The 25,933-nt window shown below is 72.1% G+C and carries 27 protein-coding genes and 1 pseudogene; 18 read left to right on the top strand and 10 right to left on the bottom strand.

What is annotated here, in order from left to right; all coding sequences use genetic code 11:
• Nucleotides 1-93: 93 nt before the first annotated feature.
• From DSC45_RS33390 to DSC45_RS33380, 3 genes are all read left to right on the top strand, one after another.
• Nucleotides 94-1,470, top strand: a complete 1,377-nt coding sequence (locus DSC45_RS33390; protein WP_119295777.1) for a sensor histidine kinase — start codon at nucleotides 94-96, stop codon at nucleotides 1,468-1,470.
• On the top strand, nucleotides 1,467-2,129 hold the full coding sequence (locus DSC45_RS33385; RefSeq protein WP_119295776.1) for a response regulator: 663 nt from the start codon (nucleotides 1,467-1,469) through the stop codon (nucleotides 2,127-2,129). The genes DSC45_RS33390 and DSC45_RS33385 overlap by 4 nt, the downstream gene beginning before the upstream one ends.
• Before the next feature lie 239 nt (nucleotides 2,130-2,368).
• Nucleotides 2,369-3,577, top strand: coding sequence for a cytochrome P450 (locus DSC45_RS33380; protein ID WP_240434996.1), 1,209 nt, complete (start codon nucleotides 2,369-2,371; stop codon nucleotides 3,575-3,577).
• A 64-nt stretch (nucleotides 3,578-3,641) separates the two neighbouring features.
• On the opposite strand, the gene DSC45_RS33375 is transcribed toward DSC45_RS33380, so the two are convergent.
• From DSC45_RS33375 to DSC45_RS33365, 3 genes and pseudogenes are all read right to left on the bottom strand, one after another.
• The gene (locus DSC45_RS33375; RefSeq protein ID WP_240434995.1) at nucleotides 3,642-4,067 is read right to left on the bottom strand and encodes a hypothetical protein; all 426 of its coding nucleotides are present in this window, start codon (nucleotides 4,065-4,067) and stop codon (nucleotides 3,642-3,644) included.
• A gap of 111 nt (nucleotides 4,068-4,178) precedes the next feature.
• Nucleotides 4,179-5,849, bottom strand: coding sequence for an ABC transporter permease (locus DSC45_RS33370; RefSeq protein ID WP_119295775.1), 1,671 nt, complete (start codon nucleotides 5,847-5,849; stop codon nucleotides 4,179-4,181).
• A 443-nt stretch (nucleotides 5,850-6,292) separates the two neighbouring features.
• Nucleotides 6,293-7,191: pseudogene (locus DSC45_RS33365) on the bottom strand (ABC transporter ATP-binding protein); the annotation flags it as partial.
• A gap of 70 nt (nucleotides 7,192-7,261) precedes the next feature.
• On the opposite strand from DSC45_RS33365, the gene DSC45_RS33360 reads away from it, so the two are divergent.
• The gene (locus DSC45_RS33360; RefSeq protein WP_119295774.1) at nucleotides 7,262-7,870 is read left to right on the top strand and encodes a GbsR/MarR family transcriptional regulator; all 609 of its coding nucleotides are present in this window, start codon (nucleotides 7,262-7,264) and stop codon (nucleotides 7,868-7,870) included.
• 67 nt (nucleotides 7,871-7,937) lie between these two features.
• Here the strand turns inward: DSC45_RS33360 and DSC45_RS33355 are convergent, their stop codons facing one another.
• Nucleotides 7,938-8,288, bottom strand: a complete 351-nt coding sequence (locus tag DSC45_RS33355; protein ID WP_119295773.1) for a hypothetical protein — start codon at nucleotides 8,286-8,288, stop codon at nucleotides 7,938-7,940.
• Between the two features lie 52 nt (nucleotides 8,289-8,340).
• Complete coding sequence (locus DSC45_RS33350; protein WP_119295811.1) at nucleotides 8,341-9,087, bottom strand: DUF1838 family protein; 747 nt, start codon at nucleotides 9,085-9,087, stop codon at nucleotides 8,341-8,343.
• Nucleotides 9,088-9,256: 169 nt separating this feature from the next.
• Here DSC45_RS33350 and DSC45_RS33345 point away from each other — a divergent pair, with 169 nt between their 5' ends.
• On the top strand, nucleotides 9,257-10,216 hold the full coding sequence (locus DSC45_RS33345; RefSeq protein ID WP_119295772.1) for a hypothetical protein: 960 nt from the start codon (nucleotides 9,257-9,259) through the stop codon (nucleotides 10,214-10,216).
• 1 nt (nucleotide 10,217) lies between these two features.
• Complete coding sequence (locus DSC45_RS33340; protein WP_162929417.1) at nucleotides 10,218-11,165, top strand: hypothetical protein; 948 nt, start codon at nucleotides 10,218-10,220, stop codon at nucleotides 11,163-11,165.
• Nucleotides 11,166-11,258: 93 nt separating this feature from the next.
• Here the strand turns inward: DSC45_RS33340 and DSC45_RS33335 are convergent, their stop codons facing one another.
• Nucleotides 11,259-12,113: a diacylglycerol kinase gene (locus tag DSC45_RS33335; RefSeq protein ID WP_240434994.1), complete on the bottom strand. Its 855-nt coding sequence runs from the start codon at nucleotides 12,111-12,113 to the stop codon at nucleotides 11,259-11,261.
• A gap of 272 nt (nucleotides 12,114-12,385) precedes the next feature.
• Here DSC45_RS33335 and DSC45_RS33330 point away from each other — a divergent pair, with 272 nt between their 5' ends.
• The 4 genes from DSC45_RS33330 to DSC45_RS33315 all read left to right on the top strand — a co-directional run bounded on the left by DSC45_RS33330 (nucleotide 12,386) and on the right by DSC45_RS33315 (nucleotide 15,466).
• Nucleotides 12,386-13,669 (top strand): adenylosuccinate synthase, encoded by a 1,284-nt coding sequence (locus tag DSC45_RS33330; protein WP_119295769.1) that lies wholly within the window; start codon nucleotides 12,386-12,388, stop codon nucleotides 13,667-13,669.
• 229 nt (nucleotides 13,670-13,898) lie between these two features.
• Complete coding sequence (locus tag DSC45_RS33325; RefSeq protein ID WP_119295768.1) at nucleotides 13,899-14,375, top strand: cupin domain-containing protein; 477 nt, start codon at nucleotides 13,899-13,901, stop codon at nucleotides 14,373-14,375.
• Between the two features lie 51 nt (nucleotides 14,376-14,426).
• The gene (locus DSC45_RS33320; RefSeq protein WP_119295767.1) at nucleotides 14,427-14,936 is read left to right on the top strand and encodes a DinB family protein; all 510 of its coding nucleotides are present in this window, start codon (nucleotides 14,427-14,429) and stop codon (nucleotides 14,934-14,936) included.
• 32 nt (nucleotides 14,937-14,968) lie between these two features.
• The gene (locus DSC45_RS33315) at nucleotides 14,969-15,466 is read left to right on the top strand and encodes a GNAT family N-acetyltransferase (protein ID WP_240434990.1); all 498 of its coding nucleotides are present in this window, start codon (nucleotides 14,969-14,971) and stop codon (nucleotides 15,464-15,466) included.
• A gap of 59 nt (nucleotides 15,467-15,525) precedes the next feature.
• On the opposite strand, the gene DSC45_RS33310 is transcribed toward DSC45_RS33315, so the two are convergent.
• Entirely contained in the window at nucleotides 15,526-16,296 is a 771-nt protein-coding gene (locus DSC45_RS33310) for a class I SAM-dependent methyltransferase (protein ID WP_119295765.1), read from the bottom strand.
• A gap of 260 nt (nucleotides 16,297-16,556) precedes the next feature.
• On the opposite strand from DSC45_RS33310, the gene DSC45_RS33305 reads away from it, so the two are divergent.
• Together DSC45_RS33305 and DSC45_RS33300 are read left to right on the top strand one after the other, a co-directional pair.
• Entirely contained in the window at nucleotides 16,557-17,837 is a 1,281-nt protein-coding gene (locus DSC45_RS33305) for a sensor histidine kinase (RefSeq protein ID WP_119295764.1), read from the top strand.
• Between the two features lie 191 nt (nucleotides 17,838-18,028).
• Complete coding sequence (locus DSC45_RS33300) at nucleotides 18,029-18,658, top strand: response regulator (protein WP_205571487.1); 630 nt, start codon at nucleotides 18,029-18,031, stop codon at nucleotides 18,656-18,658.
• Between the two features lie 25 nt (nucleotides 18,659-18,683).
• Here the strand turns inward: DSC45_RS33300 and DSC45_RS33295 are convergent, their stop codons facing one another.
• Complete coding sequence (locus tag DSC45_RS33295; RefSeq protein ID WP_119295763.1) at nucleotides 18,684-19,328, bottom strand: histidine phosphatase family protein; 645 nt, start codon at nucleotides 19,326-19,328, stop codon at nucleotides 18,684-18,686.
• The gene (locus DSC45_RS33290) at nucleotides 19,328-20,584 is read right to left on the bottom strand and encodes an amidohydrolase (RefSeq protein WP_119295762.1); all 1,257 of its coding nucleotides are present in this window, start codon (nucleotides 20,582-20,584) and stop codon (nucleotides 19,328-19,330) included. The genes DSC45_RS33295 and DSC45_RS33290 overlap by 1 nt, the downstream gene beginning before the upstream one ends.
• 291 nt (nucleotides 20,585-20,875) lie before the next feature.
• On the opposite strand from DSC45_RS33290, the gene DSC45_RS33285 reads away from it, so the two are divergent.
• The 5 genes from DSC45_RS33285 (at nucleotide 20,876) to DSC45_RS33265 (ending at nucleotide 24,325) form a co-directional block, all read left to right on the top strand.
• The gene (locus DSC45_RS33285) at nucleotides 20,876-21,247 is read left to right on the top strand and encodes a winged helix-turn-helix transcriptional regulator (protein ID WP_119295809.1); all 372 of its coding nucleotides are present in this window, start codon (nucleotides 20,876-20,878) and stop codon (nucleotides 21,245-21,247) included.
• A 34-nt stretch (nucleotides 21,248-21,281) separates the two neighbouring features.
• The gene (locus DSC45_RS33280; RefSeq protein ID WP_119295761.1) at nucleotides 21,282-22,310 is read left to right on the top strand and encodes an MDR family NADP-dependent oxidoreductase; all 1,029 of its coding nucleotides are present in this window, start codon (nucleotides 21,282-21,284) and stop codon (nucleotides 22,308-22,310) included.
• Nucleotides 22,311-22,340: 30 nt separating this feature from the next.
• A complete protein-coding gene (locus DSC45_RS33275) occupies nucleotides 22,341-22,766 on the top strand; it encodes a MerR family transcriptional regulator (RefSeq protein ID WP_346426698.1) in 426 nt (141 codons plus the stop codon).
• A 210-nt stretch (nucleotides 22,767-22,976) separates the two neighbouring features.
• Nucleotides 22,977-23,411: a hypothetical protein gene (locus DSC45_RS33270; protein ID WP_119295760.1), complete on the top strand. Its 435-nt coding sequence runs from the start codon at nucleotides 22,977-22,979 to the stop codon at nucleotides 23,409-23,411.
• 77 nt (nucleotides 23,412-23,488) lie between these two features.
• Nucleotides 23,489-24,325 carry a hypothetical protein gene (locus tag DSC45_RS33265; protein ID WP_119295759.1) on the top strand — a complete coding sequence of 279 codons (837 nt, stop codon included), beginning with the start codon at nucleotides 23,489-23,491 and terminating at the stop codon, nucleotides 24,323-24,325.
• Nucleotides 24,326-24,691: 366 nt separating this feature from the next.
• Here DSC45_RS33265 and DSC45_RS33260 read toward each other — a convergent pair whose 3' ends face one another.
• A complete protein-coding gene (locus DSC45_RS33260) occupies nucleotides 24,692-25,270 on the bottom strand; it encodes a TetR/AcrR family transcriptional regulator (protein WP_119295758.1) in 579 nt (192 codons plus the stop codon).
• Between the two features lie 72 nt (nucleotides 25,271-25,342).
• On the opposite strand from DSC45_RS33260, the gene DSC45_RS33255 reads away from it, so the two are divergent.
• Nucleotides 25,343-25,933, top strand: a 591-nt coding sequence (locus DSC45_RS33255; RefSeq protein ID WP_119295757.1) for a dihydrofolate reductase family protein, incomplete at its 3' end; no start/stop codon positions are given.

Below are 25,933 nucleotides of genomic sequence, written 5' to 3'. Positions count from 1 at the left end.
GCGAACGCCTCAAGTCCCCCGCCCGGCTCGACCGGTGCCCCGCGCTCCGCAGATCCCGGCGCGGCGGCCAAGGGCCTCCACACGGAGGGCCGCATGCTGCGCAATGCGCTGGGCTCCCTGCAGGCCGACCTGGTCACCGGAGCCTTCGTCTTCCGGCCGCTGCCGCCACTGGTCGAGGGCGAGTCCCGGGTGCTGCGCCGGATACCCGACAGGTGGCGGCGATCGGCGCGCTGGCTGCCGCACGCCGTGGTGCTCGCGCTGGCCGCCTTGGTGTTCCTGTTGGGCATCACGGGCGGGTCGTGGCAGTCCACCGCCGGGGAGCAGGCGGGCGTCGCGGTGTTCACGGCGTTCCCCGTGGTGCTCAGCCTGTTCCGTCCGGTGGGGGCCTTCTGGATCTCGCTGGGGACCATGGCGCTCCTGGCGGCCACGTGGGTGGGGGGCTGGGAGGCGACGTATCCCTGGTCGGTCGCCGGGTTCGTCGCCCATCTGGTGGTGATCGTGCAGGTGGTGCTGCGTTTCTCCGGGCCCCGGATCGCCGGCGAGATGTGGGTGCTCACCGTGGTGTCCGGAATCGTGGTCGCCTGGGTGACGGGCGAGGACGGGGCGGACGAGATCGTCGGGATGGGGGTGGCGTCCGCCCTGCTCCTGTCGGGTGCGCTCCTGGTGCACGGCTGGACCTCGGCGCGTCTCGAGGTGGCGGCCAAGGAGCAGGAGGTGGCGGCGAAGGAGCGGGAGGTCGTCGCCAAGGAGGAGGTCACCCGGGCCGAGCGTTCGAAGCGCTTCCTGCTCGAGGAGCGCACGACGATCGCCCGCGAGCTGCACGATGTCGTCGCGCACCACATGTCCGTGGTGGCGATCCAGGCCGAGGCGGCGCCGTACCGGGTGGAGAACCCGCCGCCCGAGCTGGCGCAGGCGTTCGCCACGATCCGGGAGAACGCGGTCGCCGCGCTCGCCGAGCTGCGCCGGGTGCTCGGTGTCGTCCGCGCGGAGGACTACGAGGCGCCGGACGCGCCGCAGCCGACGCTCGCCGACCTGGACGCGCTGCTCGCGAACGTCCGTGACACGGGGCTGACGGTGCAGCAGACGGTCACCGGTGCGGTGCGTGAACTGCCGCAGGGCGTCGGGCTGTCCGCGTACCGCATCGTGCAGGAGGCGCTCAGCAATGCGATGCGGCACGCGCCGGGTGCGACGGCGCAGGTGGAGGTGGCCTACGTGCTGGGCGGGCTCGGGCTGCGCGTGGTGAACGGTCCGCCGACGGCTGAGGTTCCCCCGTCGCCGGGGGCCGGGCACGGGCTGACGGGGATGCGGGAGCGGGTGTCGATGCTGGGCGGTGAGATGACGGCGGAGGGCCTGGACGACGGGGGGTACGAGGTGGCGGTGTTCCTGCCGGTGGCGGTGGCCGACGGGGGAGAGCGCGGCGTCCCGGGTGACGGCGAAGGCGAGCGCGTGGAAGACGAGGGCGGGGCATGACGATCCGGGTGTTGGTCGCGGACGACCAGAGCATGGTCCGTGAGGGCTTCTCCGTCCTGCTGAACGCGATGCCGGACATCGAGGTGGCCGGCGAGGCGGTCAACGGCCGTGAGGCGGTCGACCGGGTCGCCGAACTCCGCCCGGACGTGGTCCTGATGGACATCCGGATGCCGGAGATGAACGGCATCGAGGCGACCCGCGCCATCGTCGCCTCCGACGCCGGGACCAAGGTGCTCGTCCTGACCACCTTCGACCTGGACGAGTACGTGTACGAGGCGTTGCGCGCGGGGGCTTCCGGTTTCCTGCTCAAGGACGCGTCGGCGCGGCAGCTCGCGGACGGCGTACGGCTCGTCGCCGACGGCGAGGCGCTGCTCGCGCCGACGGTCACCAAGCGGCTGATCGCCGAGTTCTCGAAGCTGGCGGCGACGGGCGTGAAGGCGCCGGTGCAGGCTCGGGTCGGGGATCTCACGGAGCGCGAGACCGAGGTGCTCGTGCTGGTCGCGCAGGGGCTTTCGAACGGGGAGATCGCCGAGCACCTGGTCGTGGCCGAGTCCACGGTCAAGACCCATGTGTCGCGGGTCCTGGTCAAGTTGGGGCTGCGGGACCGGACTCAGGCCGCTGTGTTCGCGTACGAGGCGCGGTTGGTCACTCCGGGCTGACGGCGGTCGGGACGGGGGCGGCACGCGCGGTCGGTCACTCCGGGTTGGTGTGGGCCGCCCCACAGTGCCGGAATATCACTCTCCGTCACTCTTTGGGGTGGCGTGATCGCGGAACTATCGCTTCCGTGTGCGAGCTGCGGACAAGCTGGTGTCCGTCGGCGAAGGAGGGCGGCACCATGACGGACATGGCGGAGCGCGGGAGTGCGGGATCCGGGGGCGGCAGGGGGCGCGGCCTTGACGTGGAGGCCGTTTTCCGGCCCGGAGCACCGGAGTTCACCGCCGACCCGTATCCGGCGTACGCCGAGCTGCGGGCGGCCGGGAGGCTGCATCGGTACGAGCCGACCCGCCAGTGGCTGGTGCCCCGGCACGAGGACGTGACCGCGCTCCTGCGCGACCGCCGCCTCGGCCGCACCTACCTGCACCGGTATACGCACGACGAGTTCGGCCGCACTCCGCCCCCGCCGGACCACGAGCCCTTCCACCTCCTCAACGACAACGGCCTGCTGGACCTGGAGGCCCCCCGCCACACCCGGATCCGGCGCCTGGTCTCCAAGGCCTTCACCCCGCGCACGGTCGAGGGCCTGCGGGGGTACGTGGACGGGCTCGCCGCCCGGCTGGTCGCGGGGCTCGTGGCGGACGGCGGCGGGGACCTGGTGGCCCGGATCGCCGAGCCGCTCCCGGTCGCCGTGATCGCCGAGATGCTGGGCATCCCGGAAGGCGACCGGGCACCACTGCGCCCCTGGTCGGCGGACATCTGCGGGATGTACGAGCTGAACCCGTCCGAGGACACGGCCGCCCGAGCCGTCCGTGCCTCGCTCGAATTCACCGCTTATCTCCAGGAGTTGATCGCCGAGCGCCGCAAGGAGCCGGGCGAGGACCTCGTCTCGGCGCTGATCGCCGCGCACGACGAGGGCGACCGGCTCTCCGAGCAGGAGATGATCTCCACCTGCGTCCTCCTGCTCAACGCGGGCCACGAGGCCACGGTCAACACCACGGGGAACGGCTGGCTCGCCCTCCACCGCCACCCCGGTCAACTGGCCGCCCTGCGCGCCGATCCGTCCCTGCTGTCCACAGCTGTGGAAGAGATCATGCGCTACGACACCCCGCTGCATCTCTTCGAGCGCTGGGTCCTGGAGGACATCGAGATCGCCGGCACCGTCCTCCCGCGCGGCTCGGAGGTCGCCCTCCTCTTCGGCTCGGCCAACCGCGACGAGAACGCCTTCGACGCCCCGGACACCTTCGACGTGACCCGCCCGGTCAACCCGCACGTGTCCCTGGGCGGAGGCATCCACTACTGCCTGGGAGCCCCGCTGGCCCGTATCGAACTGGCAGCGGTCTTCCGCGAGTTGCTGGCGCAGGCGCCCGGCCTGCGCCTCGCCACGGACCCCCCGCCCCGCAAACCCGGATACGTCATACGCGGCTTCGCCGAGCTGCCCGTGGAGCTCTGACTCATCGGGGCCTGGGGGGAGTTCACGGTCGGGTGTGGACCTGGGCGCTCGGAGCGGGCCGGGGTTACGGGCCTTCCGGCCGGGTGGAGGCTCCGGTGGACGTCCAGGCGTCCAGGCCCCACAGGAGGAGGGCAGCGCCGGCGAGGGCGACAGCGGCCGCGACCAGGAGGCCGGCTGCGGGGCGTGCGCGCAGCGGCAGCACCCGCCGCGCCAGGAGCCAGGCGCCGGCCGGGACCAATGCACCGGCGAGGACCACGAGCGGCAGCTCGGTCCACAGCACGGACAGATCCTCGCCCTCCCCCTCGAACCCGCCCCCGAGGTGGACGTCCGTACGCCGCGACACGACCCACACGTACAGCGCGGCCAGTGCGCCCACGATCGCGAGCAGCCCGCCCGTGACGCGGGTGGTCCGGACGCGGCGCCGTTCCTCGTGCCCGGCGGACTGCCGTATGCCGCCGTCCTGCGCCGGTGGTCGCGTGCCGATTCCCATGGCCACGGGGACGCGGGTGACGGCCTCGGAGGTTCCGGGACGCCCGCACCACGTCGAACCGGTGCGCGAGGGCGGCCCGGGGACTTCACGTCCGGACGGCGGCGGAGAGCTCTACTTGGTCTCGAGGTCCCGTCGGCGGAAGCCGGTCAGGCCGAGCTGGATGAGTGCGGCGGCGATGAGAGTGAGGAGCAGGAGCGGGGTCCAGTCCATGTCCGCGGCGGGCAACTGGGGGACGTGGCCGAACGGCGAGATGTTGCTCATCCACGAGGGGAACTGGAGGAGTTCACCGAGATATCCGACGACGAAGGCGTACACCGGTACCGCCCAGGCGGCCGCGCTCGCCCGCGGCAGCCAGCCGAAGAGGACGACCGCGACACCGGCGGTCACCCACAGGGCGGGTGCGTACGCCAGCGCGGCGCCGACGAGCTTGGGGATCAGGGTCGCGTCGGAGGCGGCTGCCGCACCCGCGAGACCGAAGCCGAGTCCGGAGAGTGCGAGCAGCGCCGTGCCGCCGAGGAGGGTGACGGCGAGATGGCTGCCGACCCAGCGGGTGCGGGACAGGCCGGTGGCGAGCAGAGGTTCGGCGCGGCCGGCGGTCTCCTCGGTGCGTGGCCGCAGCGCGGCCATCACCACGTACACCGCGGCGACCACCGAGATCACCACCATCACCATCGAGGCGAACGACTCGGCGACGCTGGTGCCGCCGATCTTGTCCAGGGCGTCCTGGATCTGGTCGACGTTCTTCAGCATGTCCTCGGCGTCGCCCAGGATCGACCCGTACATCGCGCCCATCAGGAACAGTCCGGCGCCGAAGCCGGTGAGCATGCCGAGGTGCAGTCGGAGCGCGAAGCCGAACGGCCGGGTCAGCGCGTCCGAGGCGGTCGGGGAGCCGAGCTTCGATGCCTTGAGTCCCGCGCCGACGTCGCGCCGCGTGGAGAGTACGAATCCGGCCGCGCCGGCGAGCACCGAGATCAGGAGGCAGAGGGCGAGCGGCCACCAGGTGTTGTCCACGTAGGGGTAGGTGCGCTGGATCCAGCCGATGGGGGAGAGCCAGGACAGGGCGCCGTTGCCGCCCGCGTCCCCGGCGGCCCGCAGTACGTAGGTGACGCCGATGACGGCGAGGGCCATGCCGGAGGCGCCGCGGGTCTGGGCGGTGATCTGCGCGGTCACGGCGGCGACGGCGGCGAAGGTGATGCCGATGGCGGCGTAGGCGCAGCCGAAGAGCAGCGAGCCGCCGGCGTCGATGGAGTCGAGGCCGAGGGAGGGCAGCCCGGCGGCGAGCAGTGCGCCGAGGACGAGGTTGGCGAGGACCGCCACGATCAGGGCGGCGGCGAGATGGGCGTGCCGTCCGACGACGGTGGAGCGGACGAGTTCGGCGCGGTCGGTCTCCTCCTCGCCGCGGGTGTGCCGGGTGACGACCAGCACGCTCATCAGGCCGACCAGGACGGCCATGAAGCCGAGCGTCTGGTGGCTGAGCATGGCGCCGAAGTTGTAGTCGTCGAGATAGTGACGCGGGCCGGTCATGGCGAGTCCGGCCGGGCTGTCGAGGGTGGAGACGACGGAGGCGCGGTCCTCGGGTTCGGCGTAGAGGGTGGTGTACTCGCTCGTCGCGGCGAGGGTGCCGAGGAACAGGGCCAGGATCCAGGCGGGCAGTCGCACCCGGTCGCGGCGCAGGTTGAAGCGGATCAGGGTGCGCGTCCCGGCCAGGGCGTTCCCGCCGGGCACGGGCCCCTGCCCGGCGGGTGCGGACGTGCGCGTGGTGGGGGCGGTAGCGGCACTCATCGGGCGGCCTCGGGGGAGGAGTCGGAGGGTTGGGCGGAAGGCCGGGTGGAGGGCCGGTCGGCGGCCAGGCCGGTGGCACGGCTGGGGAGTTCGCCTGCCGGAGCACCCTCCGTGCCGTCCGTGCCCTCCGTGCCGTCCGTGCCGTCCGTGCCGTCCGTGCCGTCCGTGCCGTCCGTGCCGTCCGTGCCGTCCGTGCCGTCCGTGCCGTCCGTGCCGTCCGTGCCGTCCGTGCCGTCCGTGCCGTCCGTGCCGTCCGTGCCGTCCGTGCCGTCCGTGCCGTCCGTGCCGTCCGTGCCGTCCGTGCCGTCGTCCCCGCTGCTCTCGGCGCTCTTGCCGCCGCCCGCAGTGGGCACGCCTGCCCCGGACGGCTCGCCGCTCCTGCCCCCGCGCCCGTCTCCAGCCGCGCTGTCGCTGTCGCCGCCGTCGCCGCCGTCGCTGCTCTTGTGGCCGTTCGCGGAGAGTTCGTCGCCGTAGTGGCGGAGCATCAGTTCTTCGAGGGTCGGTGGGTGGCTGACCAGGCTCCGGATGCCGAAGCCGGACAAGGCGCGGACGGCCGCATCCAGGTGAGCGCCGTCGACGGCGAAGCGGACCCGTCCGTTCTCCATCTGCAGGTGATGCACGCCGGGCAGCGCGCCGAGTTCGTCCGCGGGCCGTTCGGTCTCGGCCTCGACGGTGGTACGGGTCAGGTGCCGCATCTCGCTCAGCGTGCCCGACTGCACGGTGCGGCCGAGCCGGACGATGCTGACGCGGTCACAGAGCTTCTCCACCTGGGCCAGGATGTGGCTGGAGAGCAGCACGGTCCGGCCTGCCCGCTTGGCCTCCAGGATCACGTCCTGGAAGACGACCTCCATCAGCGGGTCGAGGCCGGCCGTGGGCTCGTCCAGGAGCAGCAGTTCGGCGTCGGAGGCGAGGGCGGCGACGATCGCCACCTTCTGCCGGTTGCCCTTGGAGTAGGCGCGGCCCTTCTTCGTCGGGTCAGGTCGAAGCGCTCGACGAGTGCGTCGCGGCGCCGGGTGTCGACGCCGCCGCGCAGCCGGGACAGGAGGTCGATCGCCTCGCCGCCGGTGAGGCTCGGCCACAGCTCGACGTCGCCGGGTACGTAGGCGAGGCGGCGGTGGAGCTCGACCGCCTGGTGCCAGGGGTCCTTGCCGAGCAGCTGGGCCGCGCCGGAGTCCGCGCGGAGCAGGCCGAGCAGTACGCGGATGGTGGTGGACTTGCCCGCCCCGTTCGGGCCGAGGAAGCCGTGGACCTCGCCGGTCTCGACGTCGAGGTCGAGACCGTCCAGTGCGTGGGTGCGGCCGAACGACTTGTGCAGTCCGGCGACGGTGATGGCCTTGGTCATGTTTTTGAAAGTACGCTGTATTCACAAACTTGTGAAGTTAAGGAAGCGTATAAACTCGACCGCGATAGCGATGAACAGGGGAGATGATCCGGGAATGGCCGAGGACGGCACCCGCACGGCGGAGTCCGATCAGCAGCACGCCCGAGGGGTGGCCGCGCACGACAAAGCGGGGGCGCCGCTGTCAGCGGCTTCGGGCCGGGACGCCGAGGCGGTCGCGCAGTTCGTCGAGCGGTTCGCCGCACGCCTCGTCGAGGCCGGTCTGCCACGCATGGCGTCCCGCATCTTCGCCGCCCTGCTCGCCTCCGACTCCGGCAGCCTGACCTCGGCCGAGCTCGGCGAGCAGCTCAAGATCAGCCCCGCCGCCGTGTCCGGCGCCGTGCGCTACCTCTCCCAGCAGCACATGGTCTCCCGCGAGCGCGAGCCCGGCTCCCGCCGCGACCGCTACCGCGTGCACAGCGACCAGTGGTACGAGGCGCTCGCCAATCGCGACACCGTCCTGAAGAACTGGGAGGCGGCCCTGCGCGAGGGCGTCCACAGCCTCGGCGGCACGACCCCCGCCGGCAGCCGCCTGGCCGAGACGCTGGCGTTCTTCGAGTTCATCGAGGCCGAGATGGGCGGCCTCCTGGCCCGCTGGCGCATCCGCCGCGAGGAACTCTTCGGCGACGCGGCCAAGCCCTAGCCCGGAGCGGCCACGTCGAGAGCGACTGCCGTACGGACAGCGGGACTTGCCCGATGGCGGTCTGCGCTCAGAGCCAACGCTGCGCGGCCTCGACGCTGTCTTTGATGCTGGTGTTGAACGCGATCGCCGCCTGGGGTGCGTGGCGGCGGATCAGGTTCACGATCTGCTCGAAGAGCGGGTGGAGTTGTTCGGTCTTGCGGATCCCGCCGCCGATGACGACCACGTCCCACGGACGCCGGTCCAGCGCCGCGACGAGGGTGGGTTCGGCCGTCCCGTCGAACACCACGAGCGCCGAGCCCACGTCGATGCCGTGGTCGCCGAATCGGGCCAACTCCGCCTCGAAAGCGGCGTCGAGAGCCTCAGCGTCCATGCCGGGGATCGCATGCGGGTCGTAGCCGACGACAAGCACAGAAGGCATGCGGGCAACCTATCGGGCCACCCCGTCCTCGCGAACCCCCCGGCCCGGTCGGCTACTTCGGCGGGTGGAGCTTGCGGAAGTACGTCCAACTGGTCTCGTTCGGCGCGCTCCACTGCTCCGGGGCGTGCGCGAACTCCGGACGGTGCTCGGCGATGTAGGCGCGGGTGCGCTCCGGCACCTCCGCGTAGCTGCCGAGTTTGCGGCCCCGGCAGTGATAGGTGAGACCACCGGGCTGCCGGCCGCGCGCCATCCACGGGAGCCACGGGGACATCCGCGTCCACGACATGGTCGCCGGCACGCCGGCCTCCGGCCCCGCCAGATCCGCGCGGTGTGCGAAGAACTGGAAGAGCTCCAGGGCCTTGTACGTGTCCCCGGCCGAGTGCTCCGGATACTCGGCCACCGGCAGCGGCGACGGGTAGGAGAGCGGGATCTCCAGGCTGAAGCAGACCTGGTCGCCGAGTTCGGTCGTCGGTACGGGGAAGGGACGCCACTTCTGGTTCGCCGGGTCGTTCCAGACGTGCACCACCGGCAGGTCCTGCCAGGTCTCCAGGATCTCGCGGGTGGCCGGGTCGAGGTAGAAGGCGGCCTCACGGGTGAGCAGTTGATACGCGTCCGGTCCGGCGTCGGCGTCCTGGACGAGCCGGGCGACGTTGATCCCTTCGAAGCCGAAGATGCGCTCGTACGGTTCGTCGGGACCCCAGGAGTACACGTCTCCGGACCACCAGTACGTGACCTCCTCGCCGTCGAGCGAGGCCCGGGTGCGGGCGAGGGAGCGGAGCGGTTCCGGGGGCGTGGTCACGGGAGTCGTCATACGGAGCAGTCTGCTCGACCACGGTCGGAGCCGGGCGGGAAACACCAAGGCACCGGGTGGGGAACGCCGTTGCAGGAAGCGCACCGGGAGCGGAGGCCGGGATGATGTCCTGCACCTGCATGGCATGCCCATGCAGGTGCCTGGCACAGTGAGGCGCATGACCACCGGGTCCCTCGCGGTCGATCTCGTCGTGCCGCTCTGCATCAGCGTGGCTATCGCGCTGCTCACCCTGTTCGCGTGGGCAGAGTCCTTCTCCCGGTGGCGGCACCGTCACGAGCTGCCCGTCCCGCACGATCCGGCCCACTACCTCCGGCGGCGGATGGTGCCCTGGCAGTCCGCCCCGGAGCAGATCCCGGGGTGGCGGTCGACGTCCGAGGAAGGCGGGAGCCGGGCCGAAGGGGTGGTGGTGGTCGGTGAGATCGTCGAGGTCACCGGCGGTACCGGCGACGGCGAGGGCGGCCCGGCCCGGGCGAGGCTACGGCTGAGGTGGCCCGATGGTTCGGAGTACCGCGAGGACGGGACGGTCGGCGACGGCAACAACGTGCGCGCCGGCAGGTACACGCTGTTGGCGGCGAGCCCCGCCCCCGCGGACACACTGCCCGAGGTCATTTCCTCCGCCCGAACCCGTCGCCTTCTCCTCGACCACCGCAGTCGGCTCGGCCTCCTGAACGCCGAGGAGTACGACGTACTCCTGAACGCCACGCCGGAACGGGTGCGGCTGACGGCGCTGCGCCCAACGGGCCGGGTGCGGGCGGGACATGTCGAGGTCGAGCTCATCGTCGGCCCGGTCGTCCCCTCGGAGGAACTGCACGCCGAGAACCTCGGCGTCGACCCGAAGGTGCTGCGTCAGCTCTCCAAGGCGAGGGCGAGGGAACGGGTCCTGCACGAGGGTGTGGAGGACCCCTTGCCTCGTCCGCCCGCCATCGGCCCGCACCCCGACGATCCGGAGAGCTCCACGGTGCGGGGGTTTCTGCGCCCGGAGGAGATTGCCACCGCCCGGCACAGCGGACAGGCCCTCGTCGCCCGGGTGACGACGCGGCGGACGAGGGGATCCGCGCGGGAAGCGACCGACGGACCGCCTTGTGGACGGTGGGTTCTGTGGCCCACGTGGTACTGAGATGACCACGGAACGCGTCCCCGGAACTTCCCGGCCGCCCGGTGTCCCGGCAGCCGCACCGGATCCTGGTCCTCCGGACGCCTGGATGCTCGCCCGGCACGCCGGGTACGTCCGCCGGCTGCGGGCCCGCCGACGCATCACCCTCCCCTTGTCCCTGCTCACGGTCACCGCCACCGGCGTCGCGGCCCTGGCGGCGGTCACCACCGAACTCGACTGGACGTGGTGGACGCCGGTCGGCGCGCTCCTCTTGTTGCTCCTGTTCGGAACCTTCAGCTCCGTCCAGCGGGACGACGGACGCGAACGTGAGGTCCCCGACACCCCGCTGGAGGCGGCCTGCGTCGTCGGACTCGACATTGTCAGCTGGGGCGAGGGGTGTGCGAGCGGCATGCATGACGTCCGCGTCATCGCGCGCCCCCTCGGCGATGCGACCGGCCCCCTCGTCCACGGTCTGCAGCAGTTCCCGACGGAATCCGCCTGTCCGATCGAGCCCGGCATGCTGTTCGGCTTCCGCCGTTACCCCGGGTTGAAGCACCTCGTACGGATCGAGCCGCAGCACGACCCGTCGACCCTGATGACTCTGCGTACGGAGGCCGAACGCGCCCTGGGCGACCCGCAGCCCGAGGACGCGCGGCCCGAGGACGCGCGGCCCGAGGACGCGCGGTCCTCCGGCACGGGCTCCGTCCCTCGCACGCCGGCCCCTCCCGCGTCGCAGCCGGAGGCGGCCGAGGTCGCCTCCGTCGCCGTCGGGGCCCACCGCCACGGCGACTTCTGGGAGACGGTGGTCACCGTGCACACCGAGGACGGCACGGAGCTGACGGAGACCCGGTACCGGCTCCCGGAGGAACTCGCCCAGTTCGAGGCCGGCCGCGGCGTCAGCGTCGTCCGCGACCAGAACGCCGCCTCCGCCACTCCCCGACCGACCTGCGTGATCGTGCCGTCCACGCTGTGAGGCGTCCGCGCCTTCCGAGGCACCCCGAGCTTCTGCGGCACCCCGAGCTTCTGCGGCACCCGGCCGCGGCTCTCGCGCACGTTCGACGCTCCCTCACCCCCGAGGCAGCGTCAGCATCCACGCCTGGGGCCGGACCGTCCACGTACGGCGGCGGACCGGACCCGCCGTGACCATGTCAGCCCGGTAGCGGAAGTCGGCGCCCGAGATCGTCAGGGAACGTGCGATCGCGTGGGCCACCGGGTCCTGCGATCCAGGACCCGCCGCCCGCACCTCGATACGGGCGAAACCGCTCCGGGCACCGCCCGCGGTGACCGACACGAGCCCGACGGGCCGGTCCAGATCGACGAGTGTCTCCCCGTCCGCCTCCACCCGCAGCCGCGCGGGCGGCACCCCGTCGAGGCCGCCGCGCACCGGCGTACGAGCGGCGAGGGACTGGAACAGGGACTGGCAGGTCCTGAGCGGCGGCGCCCACCACGGGTCATCGCCGGTCCCGCGGCCGCCGTCCCCGTCGCCCGACGCCCCGTCCCGCTCGTCGCCCGGATGTACCGGAAGCCGCAGGTCACCGAGGACCACGCCGTCGCTGTCGTCCACGAGCAGGTCGAGCCTGTGCGGCAGCCCGTCGAGCACCGCCCGGGCCGCCTCCACCGCCCCGGCCGGCACTCCGAAGCCCCGTACGAGCTCGGTCGACGCACCCACCGGCACCACCGAGAGCGCCGCATCCTCGAGATCCCGCTCGCGGTGCAGGTGGGTCACGGCGCGCAGCAGCGCACGGTCGTCGCCGATCACGACCGGGCGGCGCGCACCCCTGCGGGCCAGGGCGCGCGCGAATTCCTCCGGCCCGTCGGGCAGGCAGACCTTGACCGACGTGGTGCCCGCGGACAGCACATCCTTCGCGATCCGTACGGACTCCCCGTCCTTGCTGCGTGCGCTCGGGTCGACGACGACCAGGAGAGGGCGGGCGCCGGGCCGTTCGCCCGGCTGTGTGCCCCTTTCACCCGGTTCTGCACTCTGCGGGCGCTGAGCGGCGGACTCTGGAGCCGACACCTCGGTCCTTCCTCGGGTAGCATCTTTGTGCAAGAGCCCCTTGCGCTATTGCGCCAGGGGCTTCGTCTATTCCGGGGCACCGGTCCGACGGGTAATGCGGCCAACGGCGGTCGCCGAGGCGAACAGAACCAAGCCTCTGACCTTGGACATGCCCCACCCGGAAGGGGTGTACGCCTGTGCCCGCACTTGTGCTGCTCGGTGCTCAGTGGGGTGACGAGGGCAAGGGAAAGGCCACCGACCTGCTCGGTGGATCCGTGGACTACGTAGTGCGCTACCAGGGCGGCAACAACGCCGGCCACACGGTCGTCGTGGGCGACCAGAAGTACGCGCTGCATCTCCTCCCTTCCGGAATCCTCTCACCGGGGTGCACCCCGGTGATCGGGAACGGAGTCGTCGTCGACCCGGCCGTCCTGCTCTCCGAGCTGAGCGGGCTGAACGACCGCGGTGTCGACACGTCCAAGCTCCTGATCAGCGGTAACGCCCACCTGATCACTCCGTACAACGTCACGATGGACAAGGTGACGGAGCGGTTCCTCGGCAAGCGCAGGATCGGCACCACGGGCCGTGGCATCGGCCCGACGTACGCCGACAAGATCAACCGCGTGGGCATCCGCGTCCAGGACCTCTACGACGAGTCGATCCTGGAGCAGAAGGTCGAGGCCGCGCTCGAGACCAAGAACCAGCTCCTGGCGAAGGTCTTCAACCGGCGCGCGATCGAGGCGCCGCAGATCGTCGAGGAGATGCTTCAGTACGCCGAGGAGCTCCGGCCGTACGTCGCGGACACCACGCTCGTCCTGAACGACGCCGTCGACGCGGGCAAGGTCGTCCTCTTCGAGGGCGGTCAGGGCACGTTGCTCGACGTCGACCACGGCACGTATCCCTTCGTCACCTCGTCGAACCCGACCGCGGGCGGCGCCTGCACGGGCGCGGGCGTGGGCCCGACGAAGATCAGCCGGGTCATCGGCATCCTGAAGGCGTACACCACGCGCGTGGGCGCCGGACCGTTCCCCACCGAACTGTTCGACGAGGACGGCGAGGCGCTGCGCCGGATCGGCGGCGAGCGCGGTGTGACCACCGGGCGCGACCGGCGCTGCGGCTGGTTCGACGCGGTCATCGCCCGCTACGCGACCCGGGTCAACGGCCTCACCGACTTCTTCCTCACCAAGCTCGACGTGCTCACCGGCTGGGAGCAGATCCCGGTCTGCGTGGCGTACGAGATCGACGGCAAGCGCGTCGACGAACTCCCGTACAACCAGACCGACTTCCACCACGCGAAGCCGGTGTACGAGTACCTGCCGGGCTGGTCCGAGGACATCACCAAGGCGAAGACGTTCGCCGACCTGCCGAAGAACGCGCAGGCGTACGTGAAGTCCCTCGAGGAGATGTCCGGCGCACCGATCTCGGCGATCGGCGTGGGCCCGGGCCGCGACGAGACCATCCAGGTCAACTCGTTCCTCTGAGCCGGTGGTCGGGGTGAGCGCGAAGTCCGCCCCGGTGCTGTGAACCACGAAGGGCGCCGCGGAGAGATCCTCTCGCGGCGCCCTTCGCCTGCGGTCCGCGCCGCCGTCCGCCGCACGGCACTTCCACCACCCGTGATCCGGTGCATCCTTGGATGGAACGGGACGGAGCGGGATGGGCGGGTGCCCTTCCCGGCAGGTGTGCCGTAGCTCGGCCGAAGGTGAGGTCTTCATGGACAGCGAAAGCTCCCCGCGCGGTGACCGTGCGACGAGTGACCGGCCGGCGACCGCCGCGGCCCTCGATCTGTCGCCGCACCCCGAGGGCGGCTGGTACCGGGAGACGTGGCGCAGCGAGGTCACCGTGCATCCCGAGGGGTATCCGGGTGGTCGGCCGAGTGCCACGGCCATCCACTTCCTGCTGCCGCCCGGTGAGGAGTCGCGGTGGCACACGGTGCGTTCCGCGGAGCTCTGGCTGTGGCACAGCGGAGGGCCGCTCCACCTGGATCTCGGCGGGTCGGGTCACACGCCGAGTGGTCAGCCGTCCAGGCTGGTCCTGGGTCCGGACCTCGAACGGGGCCAGGTGCTGCAGGCCGTCGTACCGCCCGGCGTCTGGCAGCGTGCGGAACCTGCCGGGGACGACGAGGTGCTCGTCAGCTGCATCGTGTCGCCCGGCTTCTCGTTCGAGGACTTCCGCATGCTCGACGGCTGAGCGCCGGGTTATTCGCTGTCCCCGGCCGGGCGCCGGTGCCATCATCGCCGGATGCCGACATCGCGTACCGATATGCCTGCCGCCTTCGATGAGCGGTCCCTGCTGACCACGATGCTCGGTTACGCGCGGGCGACCGCCGTCGCCAAGTGTGAGGGGCTTGCGGCCGAGGGGGCGTCGGCGGCGCCGTTGCCGGGGTCGCCGTTGACGACCGTGGGTGGGATCGTCAACCACCTGCGGTGGGTGGAGCATTGGTGGTTCGAGGTGATCTTCCTCGGGGAGCCGGACGTCGGCCCCTGGACCGATGACGATCCCGACCGCGAGCTGCGGCTCGGTGCGCAGCTCCCGCTCGCGGAGGTCATCGCCGAGTACGAGGCCGCTGCGGCCCGCCACGACGCGATCATCGCCGCCGCCGGCCTGGACGCCACCGCGAAGCACCCGATCCGCGACGGCACGCACGTCACCCTCGGCTGGATCCTCCTGCACATGATCGAGGAAACCGCCCGCCACAACGGCCACTTGGACATCCTGCGGGAACTGGCGGACGGCACCACGGGGTCGTGATGCGTGCGACGGAAGTACGTCCAGGTTCCCCGGTGCGCCTCCGCGTGGTCACCGAGGCCGACTGGACCTTGTGGCGAGAAGTCCGCCTGGCCGCTCTCGCCGAATCACCGCACGCCTTCAAAGCCCGTCTCCAGGACTGGCCCCACGGCGGCGAACACCGCTGGCGCGAGCGACTGGCCATGCCCGCCGCCCACAACCTCGTCGCGGTTCTCGACGATCACCCCGTCGGTATGGTCGCCGGCCTGCCCGGCGCCGGCGGCACCTGCGAACTCCGTTCGCTCTGGGTCGATCCGCGCGCCCGCGGCCGCGGCGTGGGTGATCGCCTGATCGCGGCCGTCGAGTCCTGGGCGCGTACATCGGGTGCCACGACGCTGAGACTCGCCGTACTCCCGGACAACGACACTGCCGCCGCCCTGTACCGACGCCACGGCTTCGTCGACATGGGGGAGCCCGGAGACGTCCTGCCCGACGGAGTCACGAGGGAGCGCGTGATGGCGAAAGGGCTGGGGGTCCTCCCCGGGGAGCGCTGAAAGGGTCCCCCGTGGCCGATGTGCCATTGAGGCCGGCGCCGCGCCCGGAACCGTTCACCTCACCCCGCAGTGATCCGGATCTTGGACTGGCCGTGGGGCAGGGCCTCCCAGTCGTCCATGAAGTGGGCCGTGAGGCCGTGCCGGGCGGCGAGGGCGGTGAGGGTTTCGGTGCGGTAGTAGAAGTCCTCGTGCAGTACCTGGTGCTCCTCGCCCTCGGTGCGGTCGAAGGTGAAGTCGAACCAGCCGCCGGGCGCCAGGATGCGGCCTATGTGGGCGAAGCACTCCTCGATCACCGACAGCGGCGAGTGCGAGAACACGCTGTGCGCGTGCACCACGTCGAAGGCGCCGTCCGGCAGGAACTGCAGCCGTAGATCGCGCACCGGCGTCAGTGCCGGCAGCCGTTCCTGCAGCCCCTGGTCGCGGAGGGTGTCCTGCGCGGCGAACAGGATGTCGGGGGAGATGTCGACGCCGTAGTAGTGGCCGGGTTCCAGGTACTCGATGAACCGCCAGCCGGCCCGCAGGTTGCCGCAGCCGATCTCCAGGAGCCGGTGCTCGGGGCGCAGGCCGTGGCCCGTCAGGTAGTCGAACTGCATCTGCCCGAGCGCCAGCCAGCGCTCCCGGCTGCGGCCGCCCACGGCCAGGTCCGGGTCGCGCCGGGTGTCGGAGCGCATCACCGCCCGGTAGTAGGCGATGTGGTCGGTCGAGCGGTGCCGCAGCCAGGCGTCGCGGGCGGTGCGGCGCAGGTGGCGCGGCACCCGGCCGGGGTTGCGCAGGGCGTAGGTCACGCGGTGGGTGAGGGAGGCGCGGTTGGCCGTGAGCTTCTTCGGCATGGCTGGCTCGATCTCCGTAGGGGCCGTGTCTCCAGAAGTCTCACGGCGCGAGCGCTCCCGCACGTCCGGTGCCCGGCCGCCCCGTACAGCCCCGCCGGGTCATGCCGATGCAGGCCGATCGGATGATGTACGGCATGGAGCACGCTTGTATACGTGAAGGAGCGGGGGCGGCCGGCGCGCAGCCGGAGATCGGGTCGCCTCCGGGGATCGGCCCGGGTCCGGAAGGCGACCCGCGCCCGGAACTACACGATGGGGACGCGGTGGCCCGAGACGGCACGGAGCCCGACCCCGACGCGCGCTGGCTGACCGCGGCCCTGGACGCCGCCTTCGTGCTGCTCCTCGGCGGCGCGGTCGCCCGCCTCCTGACGCACGGCCCCGCCGACGGCGCGCACACCGGGTGGGTGCTCGTCCTGTTCCTCGCCTTCGGCGCCGTCTACCTGCTCGGCCGGCTGACCGCCCCCTCGCCCCGCCTCGGCGAACGCCCCACCCCCCGGCACCTGTGCTGGCTCGCCGCGGTGCTCGGCCTCTGGCTGCTGCTGCTCGCGCTCGAACCGAGCGCCACCTGGTGCACCATGCCGGTGCTCTTCACCGGGCTGCACCGGCTGCCGGTACGGATGGCGATGTCCCTGGCGGCCGGTCTGGTGGTGCTGGTGGTCGCCTCCGAGATCCGGGTGTCCACCGGCGGGTTCAACCCGAACCTGGTGATCGCCCCGGTGGCTCTCGGCACCGTCGCCACGGCCGTACTCGTCCACAGCAGGCGGCTGACCGGCCGCCAGCGCGTACTGATCGACGACCTGGTGCGCGCCCGCGGTGAACTGGCTGCCACCGAACGGCACGCCGGCATCCTCGCCGAGCGCCAGCGGCTGTCCGCGGAGATCCACGACATCCTCGCCCAGAGCCTGTCCAGTCAGCAGATGCTCCTCCAGGCCGCCGAACGCCATTGGCACACCGACCCGGACACCGCGCACTCGCACGTACGGGACGCGGCGGCGACCGCGGACCGGGGCCTGGCCGAGGTGCGCCGGTTCGTCCGGGACCTGACTCCGCTCGACCTCGCCGACGCCTCCCTCGTCCAGGCACTGCGTGCGCTCGCCGAACGGCAGGGCGCGCCCGGTCCGGCCGTCGAGTTCCGGCTGGACGCCGAGCCGGGCGTCGCGGGTACGCTGCCCGGGCCCGTCGAGACGGCGCTGCTCCGGGTGACCCAGCAGGCGTTGGCGAACGCGCGGGAGCATGCCGGAGCGACCCGGGCCGTCGTCACCCTGACCTGCTTGGAGGACCGGACCACCGTGGACATAGCCGACGACGGCCGCGGCTTCGACCTCGGCCACCCGCCGCGCCGCGGTCGTACGGCGGGCCGCGGGCAGGGCCTCGGCGGTATGCGCACGCGTGCCCGTCAGGCGGGCGGAACCCTCACCGTCGACTCGACACCGGGCGAGGGAACGGTGGTGTCCGTGTCGGTGCCGTACGGCACCGGGTGCGCAGGCGACGGAGTCGGTACGGTCGGGCGTCCCGCTCCCGGCGCGGAACGGGAGACGCCGTGACCTCAGCGTCCGACAAGGCCTCCGACAAGATCTCCGACAAGGCCTCGGACAAGATCTCCGACAAGACCTCCGCCACCGACTCCGCCGCCGTCTCCGGATCCGGCCCCGCCTTCGCCTCCGGTCCCGGTCCCGGTCCCGGTCCCGGTCCCGGTCCCGGTCCCGGAGCCGGCCCCGGTCCCGGCCCGGTCCGAGTGCTGCTCTGCGACGACCACGCGGTCGTACGCGCCGGGCTGCGTGCCCTGCTCGCCAGCACCGACGGCATCGACGTCGTCGGGGAGGCCGGCAGCGGTGAGGAGGCCCTCGACATGGCGGCCGCCCTGCGCCCCGACGTGGTGCTCATGGACCTCCAGCTGGGCACCGGCATCGACGGCGTCACCGCCACTCGACGACTGGCCTCGCGCGACGCCGCCCCGGACGGCGCACCGCCCCCGCAGGTCCTCGTACTCACCATGTTCGACACCGATGCCGACATCGGGCGCGCCGTCGCCGCGGGCGCCACCGGCTACCTGCTCAAGGCCGAGCCGCCGGAACGCCTCTTCGCCGCCGTACGGGACGCCGCGGCCGGCCGTACCGTGCTCTCCGGATCGGTGGCCGACCGTGTCGTCTCCCGGCTGCGCGCCCCCGGACCCTCCCTCACCACCCGCGAACTCGAGATCCTCGCCCGCCTCGCAGAGGGCCTCGGCAACCGCGAGATCGCCCGCGTCCTCTTCCTCAGCGAGGGCACGGTGAAGACTCATCTCGCCCGCGTGTACACCAAGTTGGGCGTCCGCACCCGTTCGGGAGCGGTCGCGGCTGCGGCCCGCCACCGACTCCTCCCGTAGCGGGGGCCGCTGGTGCGGCCGGTCCTCACCAGCGCGCCTCGCGGAGCTCGTCCGGGAAGCCGGTCCAGCGCAGGTCGGCGGGCAGGTGCCGCATGTCGTTGAGGGTGAGGACGGTGGCCGGGCGGTCGGGTGGGTAACTGATGACGGTGAGCGCCGCGTTGGCGTGGTTGAGGCCGAGCCAGCGCCAGTGCGGTGCGTGCATGGCGTCGCGGACCAGCCAGGCGGCGAGGAAGTTGTGGGTGACGACCAGTTCGTGCCGGTCCGTGTCACCGTCCACAGGGCCGGTGAACAGGCCGAGGGCCCGACGGGCCAGTTCAGGGCCCCGCAGCCGTTCCTCCTGGGGGGTGCCGGCGACGAAGCGGAGAAACAAGTCGGCTGAATCCGGGGGCAGTTCGGTGCGGTCCGGCACGTACGGTACGTAGTCGCCGGCCGGCTCCGACGCGTACACCGGGACGTCCGGGTGGACTTCCTGCAGCTGCGCGGCGATGGCGCGGGCGGACTCCGCGGCCCTCGGCAGCGGGCCGTGATGCACGGCGGCGAACGGCACGTCCCGCAGGCGCCTGCCGAGGAGTTCGGCCTGCCGAAGCCCTTGGTCCGTCAGCCCGGTCTCGTCCGGCCGCGCCTCGCCGTGCCGTACGACATGGAGGTACCGGGTGGCCGTGGGCGGCATCAGAGGCGGCCCGTGAGGCAGTGCTGCGCGGCGACGACGAGCGCCTCGACGCCGGTGCTGAGCGTGGGTTCGACGACCGGGGCGAAGAACGGGGAGTGGTTGCCGGGGAGTTGGTCGGCACGTCCCTCGAGGAACGCGGTGACCGTCGGCTCCGCCTCGAGCCCGCCCCAGAACCAGAAGACGGTCGGCACCCCCAGCGCCTCCCCGAACACCCCCACGTCCTCACTGGCGTTGACCGGCGGCAGCGGCTGGATGCGCAGCTCGCCGAAGTGCTCGGTGAACGCGGCCCGCACGCTCTCGGTCGCGTCCGGCTCACTGACCAGCGCAGGCGCGTGCCCGAACCAGCGGAAGTCCGGCTCGCGCTCGGCGCCACTGGCCGCGGCCTCCGCACGGACGATCCGCTCGATCGCGGCGCGCACCAGGTCGCGGGTCTGCGCGGTGTACGAGCGGATGTTGACCCCGAGTTCCGCCGTGTCCGGGATGATGTTGTCCTTCGTGCCGGACTGCAGTCGGCCCACGGTGACGACCGCTGTCTCGGACGGCGGGACCTCGCGGGCGACAATGCCCTGGAGCCGCGTGACGACGTTGGCCGCCATCAGGACGGGGTCGATGGCCGCCTCGGGCCGCGAGCCGTGACCGCCGCGGCCGTACAGGGTGATGTCGAGCGAGTCGGAGGCCGCCATCACCGGGCCCGTGCCGTACGCGATGAACCCCGCGGGCAGCGGTCCCACGTGCTGGCCGAGCACGATCCCGGGCTTCGGGAAGCGCTCGAAGAGCCCGTCGGCGACCATGGCGCGGGCGCCCATGACGAGCTCTTCGGCGGGCTGGAACACCACGAGCAGCGTCCCCGACCAGGCCTCCCGCGCCTGAGCGAACAGCGTCGCCGCGCCCACCAGGCAGGCCGCGTGCATGTCGTGCCCGCACGCGTGCATCACGGGGACGTCCCGTCCCTCGTGGTCCAGGGACCGCGCGGTGCTGGCGTAGGGCAGGTCGGTCCGCTCCTCGACGGGCAGCGCGTCGAAGTCGGCGCGGAGCATCACGACGGGCCCGTCGCCGTTGCGCAGGACGCCGACCACTCCGGTCCCGCCGACCTGCTCGGCCACCTCGTCGAACCCGGCGTCCCGCAGCCGCCCGGCGAGCAGGCCGGCCGTCCGCGTCTCCTGCAGGGACAGTTCCGGGTGCCGGTGCAGGTCCCGGTAGAAGTCGCCCAGTCCACCGCGCAGGGCATCCAGTCCCGCGATCACCGATTGCCCCATTGACCTGCTCTTTCGTCGCCCGCTCATGGTCCCTTCCGGGCACTCTATCGCCGGGGTCGCGGAGCGGGTCCGGCGGCGGGTGAGGGCGCCGGCGGGGGCTCGGACTCGCTTGTGGGATCGGTGAGTTCGGGAGCGGAAGGAGGCACTTTCGTGTCACGCAGTCACATGCATGTGTCCGACCAGGTCAGCGGCGGTGGATCCGAGCGCGGCGGTGGAAAGTCGCCCGACGGGGCTGGTGGTGATGTGCCTGTGCGGAGCGGCGTCGACGTGTCCGTGCGAAGCGGCGGTGACGTGTCCGACCGGATCAGCCACGAGGCGTGTCCGCTGACCGAGGTACTCGACCGCGTTGCGGGCAAGTGGAGCATCGGGATCATCGTCGCGGCGGCGCAGGGGCCGATCCGTTTCACCGAGCTGGAACGAACGATCGTCGGCATCAGCCGCCGCATGCTCACCCTGAACCTGCGCAGGCTGGAGCGCGACGGACTGCTCGTACGGACCGTCTACCCGACCGTCCCGCCCAAGGTGGAGTACAGCCTCACGCCCATGGACCACGAGCTGCACGCCACGCTGTCGGGGGTCGTCGGCTGGGCGGAACGCCACCGGGCGGACATCAGCGAGGCGCGGGCGGCGCACGACGCGGCCGCGGCGCCGATGGCTCCTTGACCCTGACCCGCGGGTCAAGCTCTAGCGTCCCTCCATGACTGAGACGCATCGCGCCGCATGCCGGCGAGTACACCTCGTCCGTCGCCCTGTCGGGCTGCCGGCCCCGGAGGATTTCGCTGTTCGGCGGACCCCGGTGCCGCGGCCCGGACCCGGCCAAGTCCTCGTGCGCAACACGCATTTCCTCGTCTTCCCGGGCCTGCGCACGCTCATTGGCGGCGAGACCCGCGACGTCCCGCTGCCGCCGCTGCACCCGGGTGATGTCCTCTTCGGGCCTGCGGTCGGCGAGGTGGTCGAAGTGCCTTCGTCGTCGGAAGTCCCGCTGGAGAAGGGGCAGTTGGTGCTCCATATGCAGGGCTGGCGGGACTGGGCCACGCTCACGGCAGCCGAGTGCAGACCGCTCGACGGCACGCTGCCCGACCCGGTCGCCCACCTCGCGCAGGGGTCAGCGTACGGCGCACTGACCCGGCTGGCTCAAGTCCGCCCGGGCGACACCGTGTTCGTGACGGGCGCGGCCGGCGCCGTCGGCTCTCTGGCCGGCCAGATCGCCCGGCTCCTCGGGGCGGCACGGGTGATCGGGAGTACGAGTTCGCCGGACAAGGCCCGGCGCCTCGAGCGGGAACTCGGATACGACGCGACCGTCCTTCGCGGCGCGGGCCCGATCGCCACCCGGCTCGCCGAATCAGCGCCGGAGGGCGTCGACGTCGTCCTGGACACCGTGGGCGGCGAACAGCTGGCCGCCGCGGTCGACGGCGCCAACAGGGGTGCCCGGTTCGCCCTCGTGGGCGCCCTGGAAGGCCAGTTGGCGCCGGATCGCGCGGGCGGTAGCGCACCGGCACTGCTCGATACGTACCGGCTGGTGACCAGGGGAATCCAGATGGCCGGCTACTCCGGGGCGGATCACCCGGACGTGGAGGCCGAGTGGGAGTCGCGCTTCGGCAGGTGGTTGCGGGCGGGGGAGATCCGCTTCCCGTACACCGCGGTGCGCGGAATGGAGCGCGCGGCGCAGGCGTTGCCCCAGCTGATCGCGGGCCGCACCTTCGGGGCGACGGTGGTGGTCGTATAGGTCCGGCGGGGCGGAGGGCTGGAGGCGCGGATGCCTGTGCGTGTGCGGATCGGCGAGGCGGCGGTGGCGGTCGGCGCGACGCCTCGCGCGCTGCGCCTGTACGAGGCCCGTGGTCTGCTTCCGCCGCCGCCACGCACCACGTCGGGCCAACGCAAGTACGGTCCGGCCGAGTTGGCGCGCATCCGGGTCATTCGCGACCTCCTCGCCCTGGGGCTCACCCTGGAGGACGTACGCCGCCGCATCCACCGGCTCGACTCCCTCGCCGATGCCGGCTCGGAGGGCTCCCTCGGCCCCGACTGCCCATCTCGGCAAGGGCAGTTCAGCGACGTCGTGGCCGCCCGACTGGCCGCCCTCGACGCGGAGATCGCCCGCCTCACGCACCTGCGCCGGACCCTGGCCGACGCCGCGACCGGACGTGCGGAGCAGCCCGGTCCGCGGGCGGATGACCGCCGTTGACCCGAATTGGATCTCGCTCTACTGTTCTCCCTGTTCGTGGGTGTTGATCTTGAAATTCCCATGTCGGGGGCGAAGTGCGGAGCTGTCCGAAAGGACGGCGCCCGCACCGTGAGCGCGTACTGCTCTTGCCGGATTCCCTGCGTGAGGTGATGCCCCCGGGCGACTCTCCTGCGCCCGTGTGGCGCTTCGACTCCGGAAGGAACCCTCCTCGTGCGTGCGCGGATACTCATCACCTCGGCCGCTGCGGCCGCCCTCCTGGTCGGCGGTCTCGCCGCCCCCGCCTCGGCCGCCCCGTCCGCCGGCGCGTTCGTCACCAACGGCGACCGCGTCCATGTCTCCAGCACCCCGCCCCGTACGGCGTCGGCGCACGCCTGGTGGATCAAGATCAACGGTCCGGGCACCAAGGCCAAGGTGACCATCTGGCTCGAGATGAAGAGCACCGGCGGCAAGTGGCACGCGGTGTCCAAGGGTGCGAAGACGGTCAAGTCCGGCGGTGGAAGCGCCCGTCGGGCCGTCGCCCGCAAGAAGTGCAGCAACTCCAAGCCCAGGATGTGGCGTACGAAGATCGACGTCGACATCGTCGGCGTCGCCGACAGCCCGGAGAAGGTGTACACCAAGGCCGTGAAGGTGAAGTGCGCCGTCTGACGGCCTGACCCGCCGCCCGCTCGCACCGCCGCCTGACCCGCCTGACCCGCCTGACCCGCCTCACGAGGAGAACGACCATGACAGGTGCCGACACGACACTCATCGTGGGACTGCACGGGGTACTGCACCGGTATCCGTGGATCGACCGCGTCAGCCGCGAATTCGATCTCGACGAGGACGTGTTCAGCCTCGCGGTGAAGCGGGCGGCGGCGTACGGCTGGAGCAACACGGATGTCTCCGGCGCGCCGGAGGGCACCGTCTGGGATCACAACGACGCGGGCGGCGACTGGGGCGAGGACGGCGAGAATCGTCAACTGGCCTGGCTCCAGGCCACCTTGCCGAATCGCGGTTCCCTGCCGACGGTCAGGACCGCGACGGGCAAGAAGGTGAGGCCGCGTGGCCCCCGTCTGCCGCTGCTCCCGGCGGTCACGGTCCTGAACGACGCGCTGCACCGTGTCGGAACCGTGCACCTCACGGGCGCACACGCTCTCGTCCCGCTCCGCGTGGCAGGCGACTCACGCTTCGAACTGGCCATGATGGCCGACTGGTTCGCCCTCGCCGACCCTGACGGCGCGGAGGAACTCGCGGTCACCGTGTCGTCGCGTTCGTCGGCCGGGCTGAGCGGCCGCGCCGCGGAGGTGCGCGATGCCGTCGTGGAGCGCGGTCACGACGTCATGGCCGTCGAGACGGTCAAGCACGCGGCCGGCGCGGTGGCGGACGGTCTCGCCCGCCCTCTCGCCGGGCAGGTGCAGGCCGAGGGCATGCGCCCGGCCATGTCCTTCCGTTGCCGGGTACGAGAGTGGTCGGCGGACGTCGCCGCCTGGACCACGGAGCTCTTCGCCGACGCCCTCCGCGGATCCACCGGAACATCGGCGCCGGTCCTGATCACGGTGGCCCGGGGCCGGACCACGTAGCCGCGGCTTCCCTGCCCGCTTCCCGCGCGGCGGGTCACGTACCGCCAATCGACTCAGCACGGCACATGGCGGAACTCGCGCGACTCGGTGACATCGCGCAATCACCGTGCTGTGACGGGCAGTTGATCCGGACGCGGCGCCCAGGCGGAGGGCGGTGGGAGCCCGGGACCGGGCGTGCGGGCCCGGCGGCACGGTGCGGCGCCGGTGGTGGCCGGTCCGAACGGGCAGCAGGACCGGCTCGTGGTGGCGGGCGACAGTGCCGACGGCCCGCGACCCGGGCCGCCCGCCCGCCCGTCCATAAACATGCCCGAGGATCTCTTCGTCCCGCGCGCCCGCGTCTCCTTATCCGCGGCAGGGACCGGCCTCCTAGTCCGCCGCCACGATGCGCTCGACCGCCGCCGTCACCAGTTCCTCGCGCTCTGTCTCCGTGAAGACGTCCGGCAGGGTGAGCTGCTCCACGATCAGCCAATTCAGCGTCAGCATCAGGAGTTTGACGGCCGTGGCATCGCCGGGGAGACCGGAGGACTCGTGGTGGGCGACGTTGGCGTCGACGTCGGCACGGACGCGTTCGGTCAGGACCTTGCGCAGTTCCGGGCGGCGTGTGGACTCCAGGCGGAGTTCGAGCAGGGCGAGGTAGCCGGTGCGGAACGAGGCGATGTGGCCGACGAGTTCACGCATCAGCGCGGCATACGCCTCCCGGTCGTGGCCGGCGGCGCGTTGGCGGGCGACCGTGGCCTCGTCGGGCTGAAGCCGCTCGTACACCCGGGCGCCGATCTGGGTCAGCAGGTCGTCGCGGCTGGCGAAGTAGTTCGACGCGGTGCCTGCGGGCACGCCCGCCTCCGCGTCCACGGCCCGGAAGGTCAGGCCGCGCGCGCCTTCTCGGGCCAGCACTTCGATGCCCGCGTCCACGAGGGCCGCGCGCCGCTGGTCGTTCCGTCTCACCATTGACACCACTCCAGGTGTAGTACTACGTTCAAACCACTTCAAGCAGAGTACTACGTGTGGGGAGTACGTGTGATGCGAAGGCTCGTGTACTACATCGCCGCCTCGCTCGACGGCCGGATCGCCGGCCCCGGCGGTGAGTTCGACTTCTTCCCGCAGGGCGACGAGCAGCAGGCCACCGCCTACGCGACCTGGGTGAACGCGCTCTACCCGGACACCGTCCCGACCGCCTACCGCGCGGCCGCCGGCCTCGCCGAGGTCCCCGATCGCCGCTTCGACACCGTCGTCATGGGCCGGAGCACCTACCGCCTCTCCCTCGACAACGGGGTCACCAGCCCGTACGCGCACCTGCGCCAGTACGTCGTGTCCGGCACCCTCGCGCCGGACACCGACCCGGCGGTCACCGTCGTGCCGAGCGGCCCGCTCGACCTGGTCCGCGCACTCAAGCGCGAAGCCGGGTCCGGGCTCGACATCTGGCTCTGCGGCGGCGGCCGGCTCGCGGGTGCCGTGTTGCCCGAGATCGACGAGCTGCTGATCAAGACCTACCCGGTCATCGCCGGCGCCGGAATCCCGGTGGTCGACGGCGCCTTCGACCCCACCACCTTCGACGTCGCCGAACGCACGACGTTCGCCAACGGGGTCATCCTCACCCATCTCACCCGCCGC

The sequence above is a fragment of the Streptomyces sp. YIM 130001 genome (genome assembly GCF_003574445.1).
Classification (GTDB): domain Bacteria; phylum Actinomycetota; class Actinomycetes; order Streptomycetales; family Streptomycetaceae; genus Streptomyces.
This window is presented reverse-complemented; position numbering and strand designations above follow the sequence as displayed.